Origin of the sequence: Thermotoga sp. Cell2, from assembly GCF_000789375.1 — a bacterium.
In the GTDB taxonomy this organism is placed as follows: domain Bacteria; phylum Thermotogota; class Thermotogae; order Thermotogales; family Thermotogaceae; genus Thermotoga; species Thermotoga petrophila.
Map to the genome: position 1 here is coordinate 951469 of NZ_CP003409.1, position 19689 is coordinate 971157.

Sequence of the window (19689 nt, forward strand, 5' to 3'; positions counted from 1 at the left end):
AGGAGGTGGGGAAATGATAAAGAAAGTTTTCATCTTATCTTTTTTCATAGCGATCGCCGGTTTTTCAATCTCTTTTAATCCATCACACCTTGAATCTCTGTCCCAAAATTTTTTTCTGGAAGGACAGGAAGTGAAAGGTTACTGGGTTTATGCCGAAAAACGCGGAGACAAATATCAGGTTCTTGGAGCAAAGGGTGAAGGAGATTTTTGCGTTGATGATGTGGCGAGGGTGGTTCTTCTCTACAGTGAAGCTTACGAAAAAACCGGAAAGAAGGAATACCTCGATCTTGCAAAGGAGGCTGCGAGGTTTGTTCTTCGAATGCAAGCATCTGATGGTCTACTGTACAACTTCGCTTACTTAGATGGAACAATAAACAAACATGGTCCAACGAGCGCAAAAATCCCCTCTTCATGGTGGACCCTAAGAGCGTTTTGGGGATTATCAAAACTGGCTCAGTTTACGAAAGATGAGGAAGTATTGCGTTCCATCCAGGCTATCTATCATGCGGTAAAGAAATCTCCGCCGGAGACATCTTCACGACTTGCCCTTTTTATACTTGGATTGTGTGAATACAATAAAGTTTTTGATGTGAAAGAGGACATAAAAGAATTTGCTGATAAACTCTTAGATTTTATTCGAGAGGATTTCGTGGGGACGTTCTTCTCAGTTTATAAAGAACGGTTTTCATGGAACGGATGGGGAAATCATTACGCAGAAGCCTTAGTGGAAGCGTACATTGCAACAGGGGAAGAAAATTATCTGAAGGTAGCAGGAAAAATGCTTGAATCACAGGTTCCTTTGTTTCTGGCAACTGGGCTAATTTACTCCATAGACAGATACGTTCATCTCTTTCCTGAACTCTCCTATTCCTTGGATTGCATTGTAACACCCCTGGTAAAAATCTGGGAGATCACAGGAGAAGAAAAATATGCTTATCTGACGTCCCTTGCCGCTTCATGGCTCTTCGGGGGAAACAGATTGGGTGTTCCTATGCTGGGTCCAAATGGAGAAGGATATGATGGACTGGAGTATTTACACGTAAACAGAAATGCCGGTGCAGAGTCCACAATCTGCGCGCTGAGAGTTGTGCTCCACGCGATGAGTTTGCCTTATCGATATCAGAATCTTATAGAAAATCCCCATATTGTATCAAGGAAAGGATTGATTGTATTAGAGGCCGAATCCGGGAATCCAGGAATATCCGATGTGAAGATTGTTACTGGGGATTTCGGAGGGGGAGCAGCTGTCACCTTTAAAGGAAATGCAAGACTGAAATGGGAAAGTCAGAGAGTATCAGGGAAATATAGAGTTTTTGCGAGTGGTAATTTCTCGGATGTAAGCTTAGCAGTTTATTCGAATATGGGTGAAAAGATAGAGAAAAATCTCTCTGGTGATGGTATTTTCTACGTTGGAGAAATTATGCTGGATAACAGTTTGAGGATTTCTCTATCTGGAAGCGGCTTTTTAGACCAGTTGATACTCGTACCAGAAAGATATGGAATTAGTTTTAGAGAGGGTGAAAAAGTGAAATCGGTTTTCTTTGATCTCCGAGAAAACAGGTTGTATTTGGTTGAAGGTCAGGTTTTCCAGGAGGAAGAATCAAAAAAACAAAAATTGACTTATAGAGTATCTTTAGAAGTGATCAGCAATTACGCTATCTTGAATCTAGAAGAAATATTCAACAATGATGGATTTGGAACACCAGTATCACCAGGTAATTTCGATAATCCTGCAGGAATAGTAGGTGCTTATTTCCCTGCTAATGAGATTGAAGAAGGATTGATCTTTGTGGAAAGTACTCCATTTCTTCTTAAGGTTTCTGGTCTTGATAATGTGAGATGTTTTGGACAGAGAATATCGTTGGAAGAGGCGATCCATGTGAAAAATCTTCACTTACTTATGGCTGCAAATCACGGGGACTATGAGATTGAAATTTTTGTGGATGATAAAATGTTCAAAGTTACGGCCACTGATTGGTGTATCCTTCCAAAGGAATTGATGTTCGATTATAGATATATCGCCAGTGGGGAAAAACAGAACATAAAATGTGGTCTTGACCTGATAAGCATACCTGTTGATACTCCTATAAAAGAGATAACCTTACCCAACGCTCCAAATGTGCATGTATTTGCCATTACCCTTGAGTTTGGTACGGAGGGAGAAAGATGAGCCTCAGAAGAAGAGAAGCAAGGCTCGGGTGGGGTCTCGTCTCTATCTATTTTCTATACACCGCTATTTTCTGGGGATATCCGTTTGTCTGGATGCTGATACTCGCCTTTTCACGATGGAAATTCGTGGGATCTCCTAAATTCGTGGGGCTTCAGAATTTCTTCAGGATCTTCGAAGACAAGATGTTCTGGAGGGTCTTTCTGAACACGATGAACTTTCTTTCCTATTTCATACCCATGGTTTTCATCGCGTCGATTCTGTTTGCAATCGCTCTGAACCGCATGAAGTACTTCAAGACGTTTGTGACTCTGAGTTTTTTGGTTGCCTATGTATCATCAGGTGTTGCGTACTCAATCATGTTCCAGAGAATATTCTCAGAAACAGGCCCCATAAACAGATTTCTTTACAACGCGTTTGGAATCACGATACCATGGTTCACAGATCCACAGCTTGCAATGTTGACTATAGCGATAATGGTCACTTGGAAATTCGTCGGGTACTACGGTCTCATTCTCTACTCAGGACTTCAGGCTATTCCCAAATCTATATTCGAGGCGGCGGAACTGGATGGTGCAACTTCCTGGGTGAAGTTCTGGAAGATCACACTTCCTCTACTAAACCCGGCAATTGTGACGGTTTTGATACTCGCTGTGAACCTCTCCTTTGGTATATTCACAGAGCCATACATGATCACCGGTGGAGGACCGATGAACAGAACTCTCACATTTATGCTATACATGTACAACACCGCCTTTCAGAGAATAAATCCAAGCTATGCGACGACAATAGCGATTATGACAGCATTGATAAACTTCTCCATTGTGATCTTCATCAGAAAAGTCATTGAAAAAGAGGTGACCATCGTATGAGAAAAAAATTGGGTGAGATCATACTTCATGGGGTGATGATTCTTCTTGCCTTGATCTGGATATACCCGTACGTATGGCTTTTTCTTTCGTCTATAAAGCCTCCTGAAGAGATATTCACACGATTTCTTCCCTCCAGAATCACTCTGGAGCACTACAAGTACATTTTCACAATGGCAGAGAAAATGGAAAGACCATTTTTGAGAGCTTTTTTTAACAGCTTGTTTGTAACTCTCACAGTTACTTTCTCTGTGGTTTTCACTTCTTCCATCATTGCCTATGGACTTTCAAAGTTGAGATTCAAGGGAAGCAACGCTGTCTTCAACTTCATAATTTTCCAGATGCTCTTTCCTGGGTTCATGTTCATAATCCCGTTGTTCGTTCTCATAAGAAAGCTTGGTCTCTACAACACTTACTCTGCCATGATCATTCCGTTTCTGATGAGTGCATGGAGCCTTTTTATGTTAACACAATCCTACAAAACGATTCCTCAGGATTACATAGAAGCCGCTAAAATTGACGGAGCCAGTACTTTGTGGATAATATTTAGGGTGATGGTACCTCTCTCCAGAAGCACACTCTCTATTGTAGGTCTTTTCACGTTCATAGGGATCTGGGACAATTTCCTCTGGCCTCTGATGGTGGTGAAGGATTACAACAAGATGCCTCTCTCCGTTTTGCTTGCCACTTTTAACCACGAATACGCAGCCTATGTGGGGCCATTGATGGCAGGGTCTGTGATACAAACTCTTCCAATGGTTCTCATCTTTTTGATTTTCAGAAAGCAATTCCTTCAGGGAATTTCTATGTCTTTCAAGTAGAGGAGGGAGAACATGGAGCTGAAACTGGAAAGACATCCGGCAAACCCCATTCTGGAACCTTCTCCGTACTTTCTCTGGGAGAGCAGGTTTGTTTTCAACCCGGCTGTGGTCTACGACGGAGAGCTCTTTCACTTGCTCTACAGAGCTCAGGGAGAGGACATGGTTTCAAGAATCGGATACGCTGTGAGCACCGACGGAATCCACTTCAACAAATTTGAAAAACCCGTCTTTGCTCCCAAGAGTGATGATGAACTCTATGGAGTGGAAGATCCCAGGATCACGAGGATAGGAGACGAGTACTACATGGTTTATACCGCCTATTCTCCACGTGGTGTCAGAATCGCTATGGCCTCCACGAAGAATTTCATCACCTGGAAGAGGTACGGTGTTGTGATACCAGAAGTGGACAACAAAGACGCGGCTCTATTTCCCGAAAAGATAAATGGAAAGTACGTTATGTTCCATAGAATACCGCCTGACATGTGGCTCGCGTTTTCCGATGATCTCGTGCACTGGGACAACTTTGTGAAGATTGCTTCTCCAAGGCCTGGAATGTGGGATGACCTGAAGATCGGAGTGGGTGCCCCTCCCATAAAGACTGAGTACGGCTGGCTTGTTCTCTACCATGGTGTGCAGAACACGGGTACTTCCAGACCCATATACCGACTCGGGTTCATGCTGCTCGATCTGGAAGATCCCACGAAGGTGATAAAGAGATCACAGGAACCCATTCTGGAACCGGAAGAGGACTGGGAAAAGTTCGGAGGAGTACCAAACGTGGTCTTCAGCGATGCGATGATAGAGTACAACGGTTACTACTACGTCTACTACGGAGCCGCGGACAACTGCATTGCTCTTGCAACAATTCCTGTGGAAAAGGTTATGAAATGGTGTAGAGAATAACAGGAGGAAAAAGTTGTGAAAGGCCGATTGTGGAGAATGCTTTCAGAGATTGTTCCGTATACTGTTCTGAGAATAGAAAGAATAGAAAGCTGGATTTTCTCCGATGGTGCTGTTGAGAGAATCGTGGATCCTTCCTTCGAATGGGACTTCAGCTCCGCTCCCGTCTGGTTCAGGAAAGAGCTAGAGCCTTTCTCTGCCGCTGGAGAGCAGAGGGCCTACCTGAAACTCTGGTTCGGTGGGGAGACCCTTGTTTTTGTGGATGGGAAGCCTTACGGTGAGATCAACGAGTATCATAGGATGTTGAACATCACCCCCCTTGCTGATGGAAAACCACACACGATAGAAGCTCAGGTGATGCCAAGAGGTCTTTTTGGAAGACCGGAAAAACCGGTGTTTACAGAAGCTTTCTTCATCGTCGTTGATGAAGCACTGATGAAGGTGGTGAAAACTCTCGAACTCACCATAAAAACGGCAGAAGTAATAGAAGATGAGTCACTTTCTAAGAAACTGCTGGACATCTCCGAGAAGTTTCTCTCGAAAGTGTGGATCCCAAGAGACACAGATACCTATCTGATGACAGCACCGGAAGATCCGGGAATAAAAGATGAGATCAAAAACACCTGGAACACACCGGAGTTCAAAGAGTTCACAGGTGTGAAGCTTTCTGAAGAGTTGAGAAATCAGATTCTGGAAGAGTTCGAAAAATTCAAAGAAAAGCTGGATAGAATAAGAAAAGACCATCCGGGTTTTGGAACGATTCACCTTGTGGGGCACGCGCACATAGACTACGCCTGGCTCTGGCCAGTTGAGGAGACGAAGAGAAAGATCCTACGCACTTTTTCGAACTCTGTGTTGCTTTCTAAACTCTATTCAGAGTTCGTTTACACTCAGTCTTCCGCTCAGATGTACGAGGATCTCAAGCAAAATTCACCAGAACTTTTCGAGGAAGTCAGAAAACTTGTAAAGGAAGGAAGATGGGAACCCGTTGGTGGCATGTGGGTGGAGTCGGACTGCAACGTTCCATCGATAGAGTCGCTTGTGAGACAGTTCTACTATGGGCAAAAATTCTTCGAAAGGGAATTCGGAAAAAAGAGCAAGGTATGCTGGCTTCCAGACGTGTTTGGGTTTTCCTGGGTGCTTCCCCAAATTCTGAAAGAAGCCGGGATAAAATACTTCGTCACCACGAAACTCAACTGGAACGACACGAACGAGTTTCCGTACGATCTGTGCCGCTGGAGGGGAATAGATGGATCCGAAGTGATCTATTTCAGTTTCAAAAATCCCAACGAGGGGTACAACGGGAAGATAGATCCCGATACGATCTACAAAACCTGGAAGAATTTCAGGCAGAAGGATTTCACAAACAGAGTCCTTCTTTCGTTCGGCCACGGTGATGGCGGTGGCGGTCCAACCGAAGAGATGCTGGAAAATTACGAAGTTCTGAAGGATTTTCCTGGACTGCCGCGCCTTGAGATGGGAACTGTGGAAGAATTCTTCAAAAAAATGGATATCGACGGAGAACTTCCTGTGTGGGACGGAGAGCTTTACCTTGAACTTCACAGGGGAACCTACACTTCACAGTCCAGGACAAAGAAACTTCACAAAGAAGCGGAAGACAGTCTTTACCTTGCGGAATTGATTTCTGCTTTCACGGATAAAGATTTTTCTGACGAAATAGACGAACTCTGGAAGATTCTGTTGAGAAACGAATTTCACGATATTCTACCTGGTTCTTCTATAAAGGAAGTCTATAAAGATACAGAAAAAGAGCTCAGACATGTGATAGAAAAATCAAAAGACATCGTTATCGAATCTCTCAAAGTTTTTTCTTCTGAGGACGAAGAGGTTTTAACCCTTTTGAACGTTTCCTCTTTTCCAAAGAAGTGTCTTTTCTTCCTCAACGAAGATCTCGCGATTTCCTTTGAAGGAGAAGCGCTCTTGAAACAGAGAACTCACGATGGAAGGTATGTGTACTTCATAGACAGGGAGATTCCTCCGTTCACGAAAGTAGAACTGAAATTTCGCAAAGCCACGTTTGAGGAAACTCCAAGTGAGTTGAGAGAAACAAACATCATGGAGAACGAATTTCTCAGGGTGCACGTCAACGATGACGGAACAATTCAAATCTACGACAAAGAACTGGACAGGTACGTTTTCGAAGAGAAGGGAAACATCTTGAAACTTCATAAAAACATCCCTGCCTACTGGGACAACTGGGATATCGCAGAAAACGTGGAAAAGACAGGATATACCCTGAGGGCGAAAAACATAGAAAAAATAGAGTCTGGCCCTGTTCGAGAAGTGATCCGTGTTGAATATGAATCAGAAGGAAGCAGGATCACGCAGCATTACATCCTTTACAGAAAGAGTAGAAGGCTCGATATAGAAACGAAGGTAGACTGGCACACAAGACGAGCTCTTCTCAGAGCTTACTTCCCAACAACTGTTCTGTCGAGAAAGGCAAGGTTCGATATCTCCGGTGGTTTCATCGAAAGGCCCACACACAGAAACACCAGTTTCGAACAGGCACGTTTCGAGGTGCCGTTTCACAGGTGGATGGATCTCTCCCAGACAGACTTCGGTGTGTCTATTATGAACGACGGAAAATACGGTGGCAGTGTTCATCAGGGTACTATGGCGCTTTCACTGATAAAAGCGGGTATTTTCCCCGATTTTCTCTGTGACGAGGGTAAACACAGTTTCACCTATTCTGTCTACGTGCACCCTGGGGACAGCTTGAGAGATGTTGTAAAAGAATCAGAAGATCTCAACAGATCTTTCATCGTTCATCGCGGGGTGTTGAACCTCCCCTCTCCTTTACTGGAGATCTCTCCCCAGAATTTCCGTCTCACTTCACTGAGAAGGGTGAATGGCAAAATTGTTCTGAGGCTTGTTGAGATCTTCGGAACATCAGGAAAACTTTCCATTAAGACCCCGTGGAACGGTGAAATCTACCAGACGAACGTTCTGGAAGAGAAAAAACAGAAAGTCACCTTCCCAGTGGTTTACCATCCGTTCAAGATCTACACTTTTGTTGTAGAAGGTTGAAGGTTCAAACTTGTCACTCGAGAGCGGGGATGGCACCCCGCTCTTTGATCAACCTAATTTTTCCTGTGTAAACACCCATAAATAAAGCCTTAAACGATTCTTCTAAAATGTGTTCTTGATTTGTATCACTGTTATGTTATAAAAATAACAGGACAGAAGAAATAAATGATAAAAAGGCATGACAACAAAAAGGAGGTGAAACTATGATGATGTTCTTGCCGCCGGAAGTTGTTAGAGAGATCCACGAAGAGAGGGTAAAGAAAGCTCTCGAAAATCTCAAAGCCATCGAACTCAAAAAAGAACTCCTTGAAAAGGTAGTGAAAGAAGAAAAGAAAGTCTCCTCCAGAAGGAGGAGAAGAGAGAAAGAAACAGTCGAAGTGTAAAGATTATTTACCCGCCATCTTTAACGATCTGCCTTCCCAGATATCCTTCTTCGAGTCTTCCAGGCATCCCTCCCCTACTTTTAATCACCGAGTGCAAGTTCTATCAGATTTGAATCGAAAATGTAGGTGATCGTCGAGTCGTTGAGATAGAACGTTTCTAATGCGAATGGAGAGAGATCTGCTAGTATGGTTGAAATCTCATTATTTGCGTTTTCCATATCGTCTTCGTCTATCTCCAATTCTTCATCAGTGTTAGCGACTTCATTTTCCTCTGGAAGTTCAAAATCGGTGTACACACAAACGGTGTAAGTGGCTTTTTTCAGCTCTTCGAAATTAAAATCATCGTCTGTGATTTCAAGATTCACGAGTGTACCGGGGCAGGTTTCTCCTTCAAAGAGCGCTACAAGGCATGGTGTTCCTGAAAGTGTCTCTTTCAATTTTCCTTCCACTTCGTACCTGTGTTCTTCTCCCTCACCAGGACCGTATTCGTTCCTTTCCCTATGGTGATAGGGAACTATAACAGGCCTGAGCAGATATTCACCATTTCCTGTGGTTGCGATTTTGAGAGATCTTGCCACATCGAAGTCGAGAACGATCGAGTCGCCGTTCTGCACTATAACAGGCTTTATGATTTTGATCTTTCTGGAAGAAACCCTAACAGTCTCTGTTGAACCGTTTGTAACAGCAGTGGCGGCATCGATGTAGAGTCTGATCCACTCGAGATTAGCGCCCTCGGGCAATTCCATCTCGAAGAACTGAACTTTAGTTCCAGCAAGTGAGAGGAGATCGAACTCATTCTCCAGCAGAGCAGCGGTAGCAGTGTACTCTTCTCCATCCAATGAATAGTGGTATTCCGCGTTTGAAATTTTCACCAGTAATTTTTCGATGTTGAAAGTTGGGTTGTCCGTGAGATACACAGGAACTTTTACGGTGTTGGTTCCGGTTGTGAAAAGCACACATCCAGCCAGCAAACTCAAAATCAGAACTGCCCAGAGCACGTATTTCATGTTCTCACCTCCTCCAAAATATATTTTAACTCATTAATGGTTTCATAATAAATATGTGAACAAATTATCTATTAATAGCCTGTATGTTTTCGATCTTAAACACTAAGATTTTTGCCCACTAATAAATTATCTTTTTTGATTTCGTCTAATAAATACCGGAGACTGGAACCGCGGATTTAGAAGAAAATGGTTTCTTTTGAAAAATATTCGCCGATACTTGTTTCTGCATCCATCTCTTCAGATTTTGAATGAAAACATTTTCAGAATAAAATACCAGAGACAGAAAAAGTGAAGAGAGGGTGATAGCGTGCGATTCGGTTATTTTGATGACGTCAACCGTGAATACGTGATCACAACTCCTCAAACTCCGTATCCATGGATAAATTATCTGGGAACGGAGGACTTCTTTTCCATCATATCTCACATGGCAGGGGGTTACTGTTTTTACAAAGACGCGAGACTCAGAAGAATAACGAGGTTCAGATACAACAACGTTCCAACGGATGCTGGAGGAAGGTACTTTTACATCAGAGAAGAAAATGGAGATTTCTGGACACCCACGTGGATGCCTGTGAGAAAAGATCTTTCCTTCTTTGAAGCGCGCCACGGTCTTGGATACACAAAGATCACAGGTGAAAGGAACGGCCTGAGAGCCACCATCACCTACTTTGTGCCAAGACATTTCACAGGGGAGGTCCATCACCTTGTTCTGGAGAACAGAACGAACACGCCGAGGAGGATAAAACTTTTCTCCTTTATAGAGTTCTGCCTCTGGAACGCTCTCGATGATATGACGAACTTCCAGAGAAACTACAGTACGGGTGAAGTGGAAATAGAAGGTTCTGTGATTTACCACAAGACAGAATACAGAGAAAGAAGAAACCACTACGCGTTCTATTCTGTGAATCAACCGATAGATGGTTTTGATACAGACAGAGAGTCCTTCATAGGTCTCTACAGCGGTTTTGAAGCTCCTCAAGCGGTGGTGGAAGGAAAACCCAGAAATTCCGTCGCGAGCGGGTGGGCACCGATCGCTTCACATTACTTAGAGATAGAACTCGCTCCATCCGAAAAGAAAGAACTCATCTTCATTCTCGGGTACGTAGAGAATCCAGAGGAGGAAAAATGGGAAAAGCCCGGTGTGATAAACAAAAAGCGAGCAAAAGAGATGATAGAGAAATTCAAAACAGGTGAAGATGTTGAGCACGCCCTGAAGGAACTCAAAGAATACTGGGACGACCTTCTTGGAAGAATACAGGTAGAAACCCATGACGAAAAACTCAACAGAATGGTGAACATCTGGAATCAGTACCAGTGTATGGTCACGTTCAACATCTCTCGAAGCGCTTCGTACTTCGAGTCTGGTATCAGTAGAGGAATAGGTTTCAGGGACTCGAACCAGGATATCTTAGGTTTTGTTCACATGATCCCGGAGAAGGCAAGGCAGAGAATACTCGATTTGGCCTCTATCCAATTCGAGGATGGAAGCACTTACCACCAGTTCCAGCCGCTCACCAAGAAGGGCAACAACGAAATAGGAGGAGGCTTCAACGACGATCCGCTTTGGCTCATTCTCTCAACGAGCGCTTACATCAAAGAAACGGGTGACTGGAGCATACTGGACGAAGAGGTTCCCTTCGACAACGATCCGAACAAAAAGGCATCACTCTTCGAGCATCTGAAGAGATCTTTCTACTTCACTGTGAACAACCTCGGTCCCCACGGTCTTCCATTGATAGGAAGGGCCGATTGGAACGATTGTCTTAACCTCAATTGTTTCTCGAAAGATCCCGATGAGTCTTTCCAAACAACCGTCAACGCTCTCGACGGAAGGGTAGCGGAGTCCGTCTTCATAGCGGGGCTCTTCGTTCTTGCTGGAAAAGAATTCGTGGAGATCTGCAAAAGACGAGGACTTGAAGAAGAAGCGAGAGAAGCAGAAAAACATGTGAACAAAATGATCGAGACCACTCTGAAATACGGCTGGGATGGTGAATGGTTCCTCAGGGCGTACGATGCCTTTGGGAGAAAGGTGGGAAGCAAAGAGTGTGAAGAAGGTAAGATCTTCATAGAACCACAGGGAATGTGTGTTATGGCAAGTATCGGTGTGGACAACGGATACGCGGAAAAAGCTCTCGATTCTGTCAAAAAATATCTCGACACACCCTACGGACTCGTTCTTCAGCAGCCGGCGTACAGCAGATATTACATCGAGCTTGGTGAGATCTCGAGTTACCCACCGGGCTACAAAGAAAACGCGGGGATCTTCTGTCACAACAACCCATGGGTAGCGATAGCCGAGACTGTTATAGGTAGGGGAGACAGAGCCTTTGAGATCTACAGAAAAATCACACCGGCTTATCTCGAAGACATCAGCGAAATACACAGGACTGAGCCGTACGTCTACGCTCAGATGGTTGCCGGAAAAGATGCACCGAGGCATGGAGAGGCAAAGAATTCCTGGCTCACGGGGACTGCTGCTTGGAGCTTTGTAGCGATCACTCAGCATATACTCGGGATAAGGCCTACTTACGACGGCCTGGTGGTGGATCCCTGCATCCCGAAAGAATGGGAAGGATTCAGGATCACAAGAAAGTTCAGAGGAAGCATCTACGATATAACGGTGAAGAATCTCTCTCATGTTTCCAAAGGAGTCAAAGAGATCATTGTTGATGGAAAAAAGATAGAAGGACAAGTACTTCCAGTTTTCGAGGATGGAAAGGTGCACAGGGTTGAAGTTGTGATGGGCTGACCTTTTGTTCTCCGATGATATAGTACAGACGAGGGGGTACTCCCCCTCTTTTTTTGTGCAGAGAGTTTTGATAGAATAGTTAGGCACACGAATCAAAACAACAGGAGAGGTGATGAACGTGAAAAAGTTCCCTGAAGGATTCCTCTGGGGTGTTGCAACAGCTTCCTACCAGATCGAGGGTTCTCCCCTCGCAGACGGAGCTGGTATGTCTATCTGGCACACCTTCTCCCATACTCCTGGAAATGTAAAGAACGGTGACACGGGAGATGTGGCCTGCGACCACTACAACAGATGGAAAGAGGACATTGAAATCATAGAGAAACTCGGAGTAAAGGCTTACAGATTTTCAATCAGCTGGCCAAGAATACTTCCGGAAGGAACAGGAAGGGTGAATCAGAAAGGACTGGATTTTTACAACAGGATCATAGACACCCTGCTGGAAAAAGGTATCACACCCTTTGTGACCATCTATCACTGGGATCTTCCCTTCGCTCTTCAGTTGAAAGGAGGATGGGCGAACAGAGAAATAGCGGATTGGTTCGCAGAATACTCAAGGGTTCTCTTTGAAAATTTCGGCGACCGTGTGAAGAACTGGATCACCTTGAACGAACCGTGGGTTGTTGCCATAGTGGGGCATCTGTACGGAGTCCACGCTCCTGGAATGAGAGATATTTACGTGGCTTTCCGAGCTGTTCACAATCTCTTGAGGGCACACGCCAAAGCGGTGAAAGTGTTCAGGGAAACTGTGAAAGATGGAAAGATCGGAATAGTTTTCAACAATGGATATTTCGAACCCGCGAGTGAAAAAGAGGAAGACCTCAGAGCGGCGAGATTCATGCATCAGTTCAACAACTATCCTCTCTTTCTCAATCCGATCTACAGAGGAGATTATCCGGAGCTCGTTCTGGAATTTGCCAGAGAGTATCTACCGGAGAATTACAAAGATGACATGTCCGAGATACAGGAAAAGATCGACTTTGTTGGATTGAACTATTACTCCGGTCATTTGGTGAAGTTCGATCCAGATGCACCAGCTAAGGTCTCTTTCGTTGAAAGGGATCTTCCAAAAACAGCCATGGGATGGGAGATCGTTCCAGAAGGAATCTACTGGATCCTGAAGAAGGTGAAAGAAGAATACAACCCACCAGAGGTTTACATCACAGAGAATGGGGCTGCTTTTGACGACGTAGTTAGTGAAGATGGAAGAGTTCACGATCAAAACAGAATCGATTATTTGAAGGCCCACATTGGTCAGGCATGGAAGGCCATACAGGAGGGAGTGCCGCTTAAAGGTTACTTCGTCTGGTCGCTCCTCGACAATTTCGAATGGGCAGAGGGATACTCTAAGAGATTTGGTATCGTGTACGTGGACTACAGCACTCAAAAACGTATCATAAAAGACAGTGGTTACTGGTACTCGAACGTGGTCAAAAGCAACGGTCTGGAAGATTGAAAAGGGCGGCCTAGCCGCCCTTTCTTTTTGATGCATTATTTTTCCCCCTATTCGTTCATTCTGAGTGAATATCCTCGATTATTTTCATTTAACGAAAAAAAATCTCCCGTTTTCTCCCGATAACTCACTTGCAAAGAATTTAAAAGTCTGGCAAAATATCAAATAGGTTAATTTGATTATAACGTCATTTAACTGATACTTAAGGAGGTGTTTTTGTTATGAGGAAGTACTTTGCTCTGTTGCTTGCAGTTCTTCTGGTTGGTGGACTCTTCGCTGTGAAAATCACTATGACATCTGGAGGGGTCGGAAAGGAACTCGAGGTACTGAAAAAGCAGCTGGAGATGTTCCACCAGCAGTACCCAGATATCGAAGTGGAAATCATTCCGATGCCGGACAGTTCAACTGAAAGGCACGATCTCTACGTCACGTACTTTGCCGCCGGAGAGACGGATCCAGACGTTCTCATGCTCGATGTGATATGGCCTGCTGAGTTTGCTCCGTTCCTTGAAGATCTGACAGCAGACAAAGACTACTTCGAACTCGGTGAATTCCTACCCGGAACTGTGATGTCTGTCACGGTCAATGGAAGAATCGTTGCTGTTCCCTGGTTCACAGATGCAGGTCTCCTTTACTACAGAAAAGACCTCCTCGAGAAATACGGTTACGATCACGCTCCGAGAACCTGGGATGAACTCGTCGAAATGGCAAAGAAGATCTCTCAGGCTGAAGGCATCCACGGATTCGTCTGGCAGGGTGCAAGATACGAAGGCCTTGTCTGTGATTTCCTTGAATACCTCTGGTCTTTCGGTGGGGATGTGCTCGATGAGAGTGGAAAAGTTGTGATCGATTCTCCAGAAGCTGTTGCGGCTCTTCAGTTCATGGTCGATCTCATCTACAAGCACAAAGTCACTCCTGAAGGAGTTACCACCTACATGGAAGAAGACGCAAGAAGAATCTTCCAGAACGGAGAAGCTGTTTTTATGAGGAACTGGCCGTACGCCTGGTCCCTCGTGAACAGCGACGAATCCCCAATCAAAGGAAAGGTTGGAGTTGCTCCTCTTCCAATGGGTCCTGGTGGAAGAAGAGCTGCCACACTCGGTGGGTGGGTCCTCGGTATAAACAAATTCTCGTCACCTGAAGAAAAGGAAGCCGCAAAGAAGCTCATAAAGTTCCTCACAAGTTACGACCAGCAGCTCTACAAAGCGATCAACGCCGGACAGAATCCAACGAGAAAAGCCGTTTACAAAGATCCAAAACTCAAAGAAGCTGCTCCGTTCATGGTTGAACTTCTCGGAGTTTTCATCAACGCTCTTCCAAGACCAAGGGTTGCGAACTACACAGAAGTTTCCGATGTCATTCAGAGGTACGTGCACGCTGCTCTGACAAGACAGACAACACCAGAAGACGCAATAAAGAACATTGCAAAAGAGCTCAAATTCCTGCTTGGACAGTAACAGAGGCGAGGGGCTCTCCCCCGCCTCTTTTACTCTGTTGAAGGAGGATACAGAAAGATGAAAAAAAGAAGTGGTTGGACAGCGTTCTGGATGATTTTGCCGACAATTCTTGTCATATCCGTAGTGGCTTTTTTTCCTCTGTTCAAAACCTTCTACGACAGTTTCTACAGTTTCGGTTTGAGGCCCGGTATAGAGAGAAGATTCGTTGGGCTTCAGAACTATTTCAGACTCTTTGAGGACACCCGCTTCATAATGGCTTTGAAAAACACCGTCTTTTTCACGGTGATTTCGGTTTCTCTGGAGACGGTGCTTGGTGTTCTCATCGCCATAGTTGTTCATCAGAGATTCGCGTTGAGAGGCGTTGTGAGGGCCGCTATGCTCGTTCCATGGGCAATTCCAACGGCCATTTCTTCTCAAATGTGGCGATGGATGTTCCACGATCAATTCGGAATAATGTCGAGACTCTGGGAGAAACTCGGAATAATAGAACCGGGAACCCCCATTCTCGGAACACCAGGGCTCGCCATGTGGGCGATCATATTCGTCGATGTGTGGAAAACGACTCCGTTCATGGCTCTCTTGATTCTCGCGGGACTTCAGGTGATACCAGAGGATATTTACGAAGCGGCGAGAATCGACGGAGCAAATACAATTCAAAGATTCTTCAGAATCACTCTTCCGTTGATAACGCCAACGATAGGAGTGGCTTTGATTTTCAGGACACTCGATGCGCTGCGCGTGTTCGATGTTGTCTACATCATGACGAGGGGTGCTGTGAACACAGAGACCCTGGCCGTTTATAACCGACACGTTCTGATGGATAGGGCTTTCACCGGTGCGTGGTTTGGATACGGTTCTGCCATATCTGTTTTCATATTCGTTCTTATATCGGTCTTTGCCATACTTTACATAAAGTCCTTGAGGCTGAAACTCGATTGAGGAGGGAACCTGATGAGCAGATCGATAACGCAAAGAATCCTTCTTTATATAGCTGTTGTGCTCATTCTTGTATGGTGCGTTTTTCCCCTTTATTGGGCTTTTATTTCGTCGATAAAGCCTGATCAGGATCTTTTCGAAAAGAACCCTTCTCTTTTCCCAAAAAGAATAACCTTTGAAAACTACGTGAAGGTCTTCAAGGAAAGACCGTTTCATATAAACATCAAAAACAGCATTATAGTGGCAGGCATAACCACGGCTTTGGCACTAATTGTAGGATCGCTTGCTGGATACGCCATCGCAAGACTCAAGTTCAGAGGAAAGGTCATCGTGATGTCGTTGATTCTTGCGGTGAGCATGTTCCCACAGGTTTCCATTTTGGGATCTCTGTTTTTGATTTTGAGAGGGCTGAAGTTGATAAACACCTATACTGGCCTCATCATACCCTACACCGCTATGAATCTGCCTCTCACTGTCTGGGTGCTTCAGAGTTTCTTCAGGGAGCTTCCAAAAGAAGTGGAAGAATCGGCGTTCATCGACGGAGCTTCTAAACTCAGAACTCTCTGGTCTATCGTGCTTCCTATGTCTGCTCCTGGTCTTGTGGCAACAGGGCTTTTGACGTTCATCGCCGCGTGGAACGAGTTTCTCTTCGCTCTCACGTTCATGCAAAAGCCGAGCCTGTACACGGTTCCTGTCGCAGTCGCTCTCTTCAAAGGAGCGTCTCAGTACGAGATACCATGGGGTCAGCTCATGGCCGCAGCCGTTATCGTCACACTTCCACTTGTGATACTCGTTTTGGTTTTCCAGAACAGAATCATAGCTGGCTTGAGTGCAGGAGCGGTTAAGGGTTGATGCCGGTAAAGTTTTTGTAACCACAATTCGGATATAATCTTTGAAAGCGAAAGTAAACTTTCTGGGAGGTCTGAAAAGTTGCAAAACATGGAAATTTACTCCCTAAAGCAGGCAAGGATCATAAACAAATTGAGAGTTCTCAACACGATAAGATTTGAGCCTGGAGTTACTCGAAACATGATATCGGAAAAAACCGGGCTCGATCCCAGCACTGTTACAAAACTCGTGAACGAGATGAAGAGGAAAAGGATGATCTACGAGAAAGGAATACTCCCATCGAAGTTGGGAAGGCACTCCAAACGACTCTACGTGAACAGAGATTTTTCAAAGGCGATAGTGGTCGATCTTGGGGTGACGCATTCCATCGTTGGGATATCGTTTTTCGATGGGACAGTTGAAGTGGTCGATGAATTCGACACGCCCGACACACCTGAGGAGTGTTTCAGAGTTTTGACGGAAAAGGTTTCCAGGTTCCCCGGTGTTTTTCCATTGATTGTGATAGGGGTTCCAGGATCTGTTGATAAGACTCACAAGAAATTGGCATTCGCTCCAAATCTCAACAGATGGAGAGACATAGATGTGGAGAAGTACTTCAAGGTGTTCGAGGTGTATTTGGAGAACGACGCGAACCTTGCGGCCCTCGCGGAAATGATGAGAAACAAACATTTCGGTGATAGAAAGAACATCGTGTACATACTCGTCAGAGAAGGAATAGGTGGAGGCATTATCATCGAAGGAAAACTCTACAAGGGTTCTTTCAACGCGGCTGGAGAGATCGGTCACATGAAAATGTACGACAGAGGACCGTGTTTTTGTGGAAGGGTCGGATGCTGGGAGGCCAACACTTCCATCTCCCACTGCGTCCGTCAGTATGAAAAGAAAAAACCTCTTCCAGGAAGAACCATGTACGAAAAGTTCGAAACGCTCTGCAAAATATACGAAGAAGACCCACTGGCTAAAGAGGTACTGGACGAATTCACCGGTATCCTCATAGATGGTATTGTGAATCTTGTGAACATTCTGAGCCCAGAGATCGTGATTGTTGGTGGAGAAGGAGTATTTCTTCCTGAAGGTGTATTTGAGGTGATTGTATCAGAAACGAGAAGACAGATTCATCCAATGGATAAAGAGGTTTCCGTTGAGAAGGGTAGTCTCTCCAACAAAGAAGTGGTTTTAGAGGGGACTTCGATACTTTCTTCCATGATGATAAGTGAAAGACTAGTGTAAAATGAGGGGGATTTCCCCCCTCACTTTTCCACGAGGATCCTTATCTTTCCATCACCGCATGGAACTACGAGCTGATCGCCCACCTTTATGAAATGTCCTATCTTTTGATCAGAGGCTTTCAAAGAAGTCTTCAAGGTCAGATCTGGAAAAGCAAAAATTTTGATATTTCCATTCCAGGTTCCAACAAAGAGTTCCTTTTCATCGATTAATAGAGAGGACACTGGTTCGTTCAGGTAGATCTCGCGGACTTTTGAACCTGTATCCAAGCTCCAGAGAATGACCTTTCCGTCTTCTCCACCTGAGACAAGAAAGTCCCCAGCGAATTTCACAGCGTTTACGTTTCCTCTGTGACCTTCCAGCAGAAGTACTCTTTCCCCTGTGTCTGCGGAGAGAACTTCTACGTAACCTATCTTGTCTTTTGGATCAGAGTAAGAAACTCCGAAGGCGATGAATTTGTTGTTCATATCAATCGTTTGGATCATTTCGTGTTCTGTGTCTTTTCTCCATATCTCTTCGAAGGTTGGATATCTGAACAGAGCGACACTTCCGTCGTAGAATCCTATTGCCATTCTATCGTTTTGAAGAGCAATGTCCATTGTGCTCGTCGTGCCAACTTTGATTCTCTTCACGAGCTTTCCATTTTCCAGGTTATAAATCTTGAGTTGATTGCTATCAAGACAGGAAATGATGTTGTTTTCTACTGTCAAAAGCTTTCTGACCCCTGATAGAGCCTTTATCCTGTGTTCAGCGATCCCCTTCTCAGCGTTCCATATCAGAATTTCTCTATCGTCACTGCCGCTCACAATGAATTTCCTGTCGCTTGATAAAGCTACTGTGTTCACCGAGAGTTGGTGACCGTAGAGAGAGTATTGAAGCTCTAAGTTGGCGTTCCACACTTTGACAGTTTTGTCCATTCCGTAGGTTGCTATGCTGCCGTCATCTGAAGAGACGAAAAGAACAAAGTTGTTATGAGCGTCGATTGATTTCACCACTTCGTTTTTCTGAATGTTCAAAACCACAGCTTTGTAGTCGTCGGCTACAAAAATGAGACTGTCATTTTCAAGAAAAGCCACATCGTTCACCGTTATGACGTGGTCGTACTGGAGGACGAGATTTCCATTCGAGGCGTTCCATACCTTTACGGTGTTTCCCCCACAGGTTGCGATCAACTGTCCATTCTCTGAGAACACGATCTTTTTGATTCCTTCAGGATGGGCCTTGAGGGGAATGGAAAATGATTGATTCGAGAGGTCTCTGATCAGTGCAAGTCCGTTGGCCAGTCCCACGACGTATCTGTTCTCATGGGCGGCGATTTGAACAACCGATGGTCCAAGCTTTTGAGAAGAGATTTCCCCTCCATCTGGGAAAGACCATACTCTCACGGTTCCATCAAAGGAGGCGCTCAGGATTTTACTGCCCGCCACTGCGACGGAAGAAACACCTTTCATGTGACCTTTGAGGAGTTTTATTTCACCTGTTTCCAGATTCGTCACACCAACTGTTTTGTCGTCCGAAGCGCTCACGATAAACCCGTTTTCAAAGGTTACTTCGTTTACTCTGTTGTCGTGGACTTTGAAAGCTCTGTAATAGGATCCGTCTTTGTAAACGATGATTTCACCGTTTCCCGTTCCAAGTAAGAGATAACCATCTTTGAATGCTAAAGATGAAATGTCGCTGAATCCCAGCACCTTCTCGAGTTTGAATGTTTGAGAGAAAATCAGGATCGATACAACGACTAAAACCAGTGTCAGTGATTTTTTCATCGGCTCACCCTCCTGAAATTAGGTTTCAAAGCCCCAGCTCACGCTGGGGCTTGACCA

At 44.8% G+C, this 19689-nt stretch carries 14 protein-coding genes; 12 read left to right on the forward strand and 2 right to left on the reverse strand.

Annotated features, from left to right (window positions below):
• Positions 1-13: 13 nt before the first annotated feature.
• The 6 genes from CELL2_RS04810 to CELL2_RS04835 all read left to right on the forward strand — a co-directional run bounded on the left by CELL2_RS04810 (position 14) and on the right by CELL2_RS04835 (position 8191).
• On the forward strand, positions 14-2170 hold the full coding sequence (locus CELL2_RS04810) for a hypothetical protein (RefSeq protein WP_038033179.1): 2157 nt from the start codon (positions 14-16) through the stop codon (positions 2168-2170).
• The gene (locus CELL2_RS04815; protein ID WP_012896066.1) at positions 2167-3039 is read left to right on the forward strand and encodes a carbohydrate ABC transporter permease; all 873 of its coding nucleotides are present in this window, start codon (positions 2167-2169) and stop codon (positions 3037-3039) included. The genes CELL2_RS04810 and CELL2_RS04815 overlap by 4 nt, the downstream gene beginning before the upstream one ends.
• Entirely contained in the window at positions 3036-3857 is an 822-nt protein-coding gene (locus CELL2_RS04820) for a carbohydrate ABC transporter permease (RefSeq protein ID WP_012896065.1), read from the forward strand. Before CELL2_RS04815 ends, CELL2_RS04820 begins: the two co-directional genes overlap by 4 nt.
• Before the next feature lie 12 nt (positions 3858-3869).
• A complete protein-coding gene (locus CELL2_RS04825) occupies positions 3870-4760 on the forward strand; it encodes a glycosidase (RefSeq protein WP_012310846.1) in 891 nt (296 codons plus the stop codon).
• 15 nt (positions 4761-4775) lie between these two features.
• A complete protein-coding gene (locus CELL2_RS04830; protein WP_038033178.1) occupies positions 4776-7808 on the forward strand; it encodes an alpha-mannosidase in 3033 nt (1010 codons plus the stop codon).
• A 203-nt stretch (positions 7809-8011) separates the two neighbouring features.
• Positions 8012-8191 carry a hypothetical protein gene (locus CELL2_RS04835; protein WP_012310848.1) on the forward strand — a complete coding sequence of 60 codons (180 nt, stop codon included), beginning with the start codon at positions 8012-8014 and terminating at the stop codon, positions 8189-8191.
• Between the two features lie 80 nt (positions 8192-8271).
• Here CELL2_RS04835 and CELL2_RS04840 read toward each other — a convergent pair whose 3' ends face one another.
• Positions 8272-9198: a DUF4382 domain-containing protein gene (locus CELL2_RS04840; protein ID WP_038033177.1), complete on the reverse strand. Its 927-nt coding sequence runs from the start codon at positions 9196-9198 to the stop codon at positions 8272-8274.
• Between the two features lie 307 nt (positions 9199-9505).
• Here CELL2_RS04840 and CELL2_RS04845 point away from each other — a divergent pair, with 307 nt between their 5' ends.
• The 6 genes from CELL2_RS04845 (at position 9506) to CELL2_RS04870 (ending at position 17869) form a co-directional block, all read left to right on the forward strand.
• Positions 9506-11947: a GH36-type glycosyl hydrolase domain-containing protein gene (locus tag CELL2_RS04845; RefSeq protein WP_011943512.1), complete on the forward strand. Its 2442-nt coding sequence runs from the start codon at positions 9506-9508 to the stop codon at positions 11945-11947.
• A gap of 112 nt (positions 11948-12059) precedes the next feature.
• Positions 12060-13400: a GH1 family beta-glucosidase gene (locus CELL2_RS04850; protein WP_038033176.1), complete on the forward strand. Its 1341-nt coding sequence runs from the start codon at positions 12060-12062 to the stop codon at positions 13398-13400.
• 218 nt (positions 13401-13618) lie between these two features.
• Positions 13619-14854: an ABC transporter substrate-binding protein gene (locus tag CELL2_RS04855; RefSeq protein WP_038033175.1), complete on the forward strand. Its 1236-nt coding sequence runs from the start codon at positions 13619-13621 to the stop codon at positions 14852-14854.
• A 57-nt stretch (positions 14855-14911) separates the two neighbouring features.
• Positions 14912-15793, forward strand: coding sequence for a carbohydrate ABC transporter permease (locus tag CELL2_RS04860; RefSeq protein ID WP_038033174.1), 882 nt, complete (start codon positions 14912-14914; stop codon positions 15791-15793).
• A 12-nt stretch (positions 15794-15805) separates the two neighbouring features.
• Complete coding sequence (locus CELL2_RS04865) at positions 15806-16642, forward strand: carbohydrate ABC transporter permease (protein ID WP_038033173.1); 837 nt, start codon at positions 15806-15808, stop codon at positions 16640-16642.
• A 78-nt stretch (positions 16643-16720) separates the two neighbouring features.
• Positions 16721-17869, forward strand: coding sequence for an ROK family transcriptional regulator (locus CELL2_RS04870; RefSeq protein ID WP_038033172.1), 1149 nt, complete (start codon positions 16721-16723; stop codon positions 17867-17869).
• Between the two features lie 20 nt (positions 17870-17889).
• Here the strand turns inward: CELL2_RS04870 and CELL2_RS04875 are convergent, their stop codons facing one another.
• Positions 17890-19632 carry a WD40 repeat domain-containing protein gene (locus tag CELL2_RS04875; protein WP_038033171.1) on the reverse strand — a complete coding sequence of 581 codons (1743 nt, stop codon included), beginning with the start codon at positions 19630-19632 and terminating at the stop codon, positions 17890-17892.
• Positions 19633-19689 lie beyond the last annotated feature (57 nt).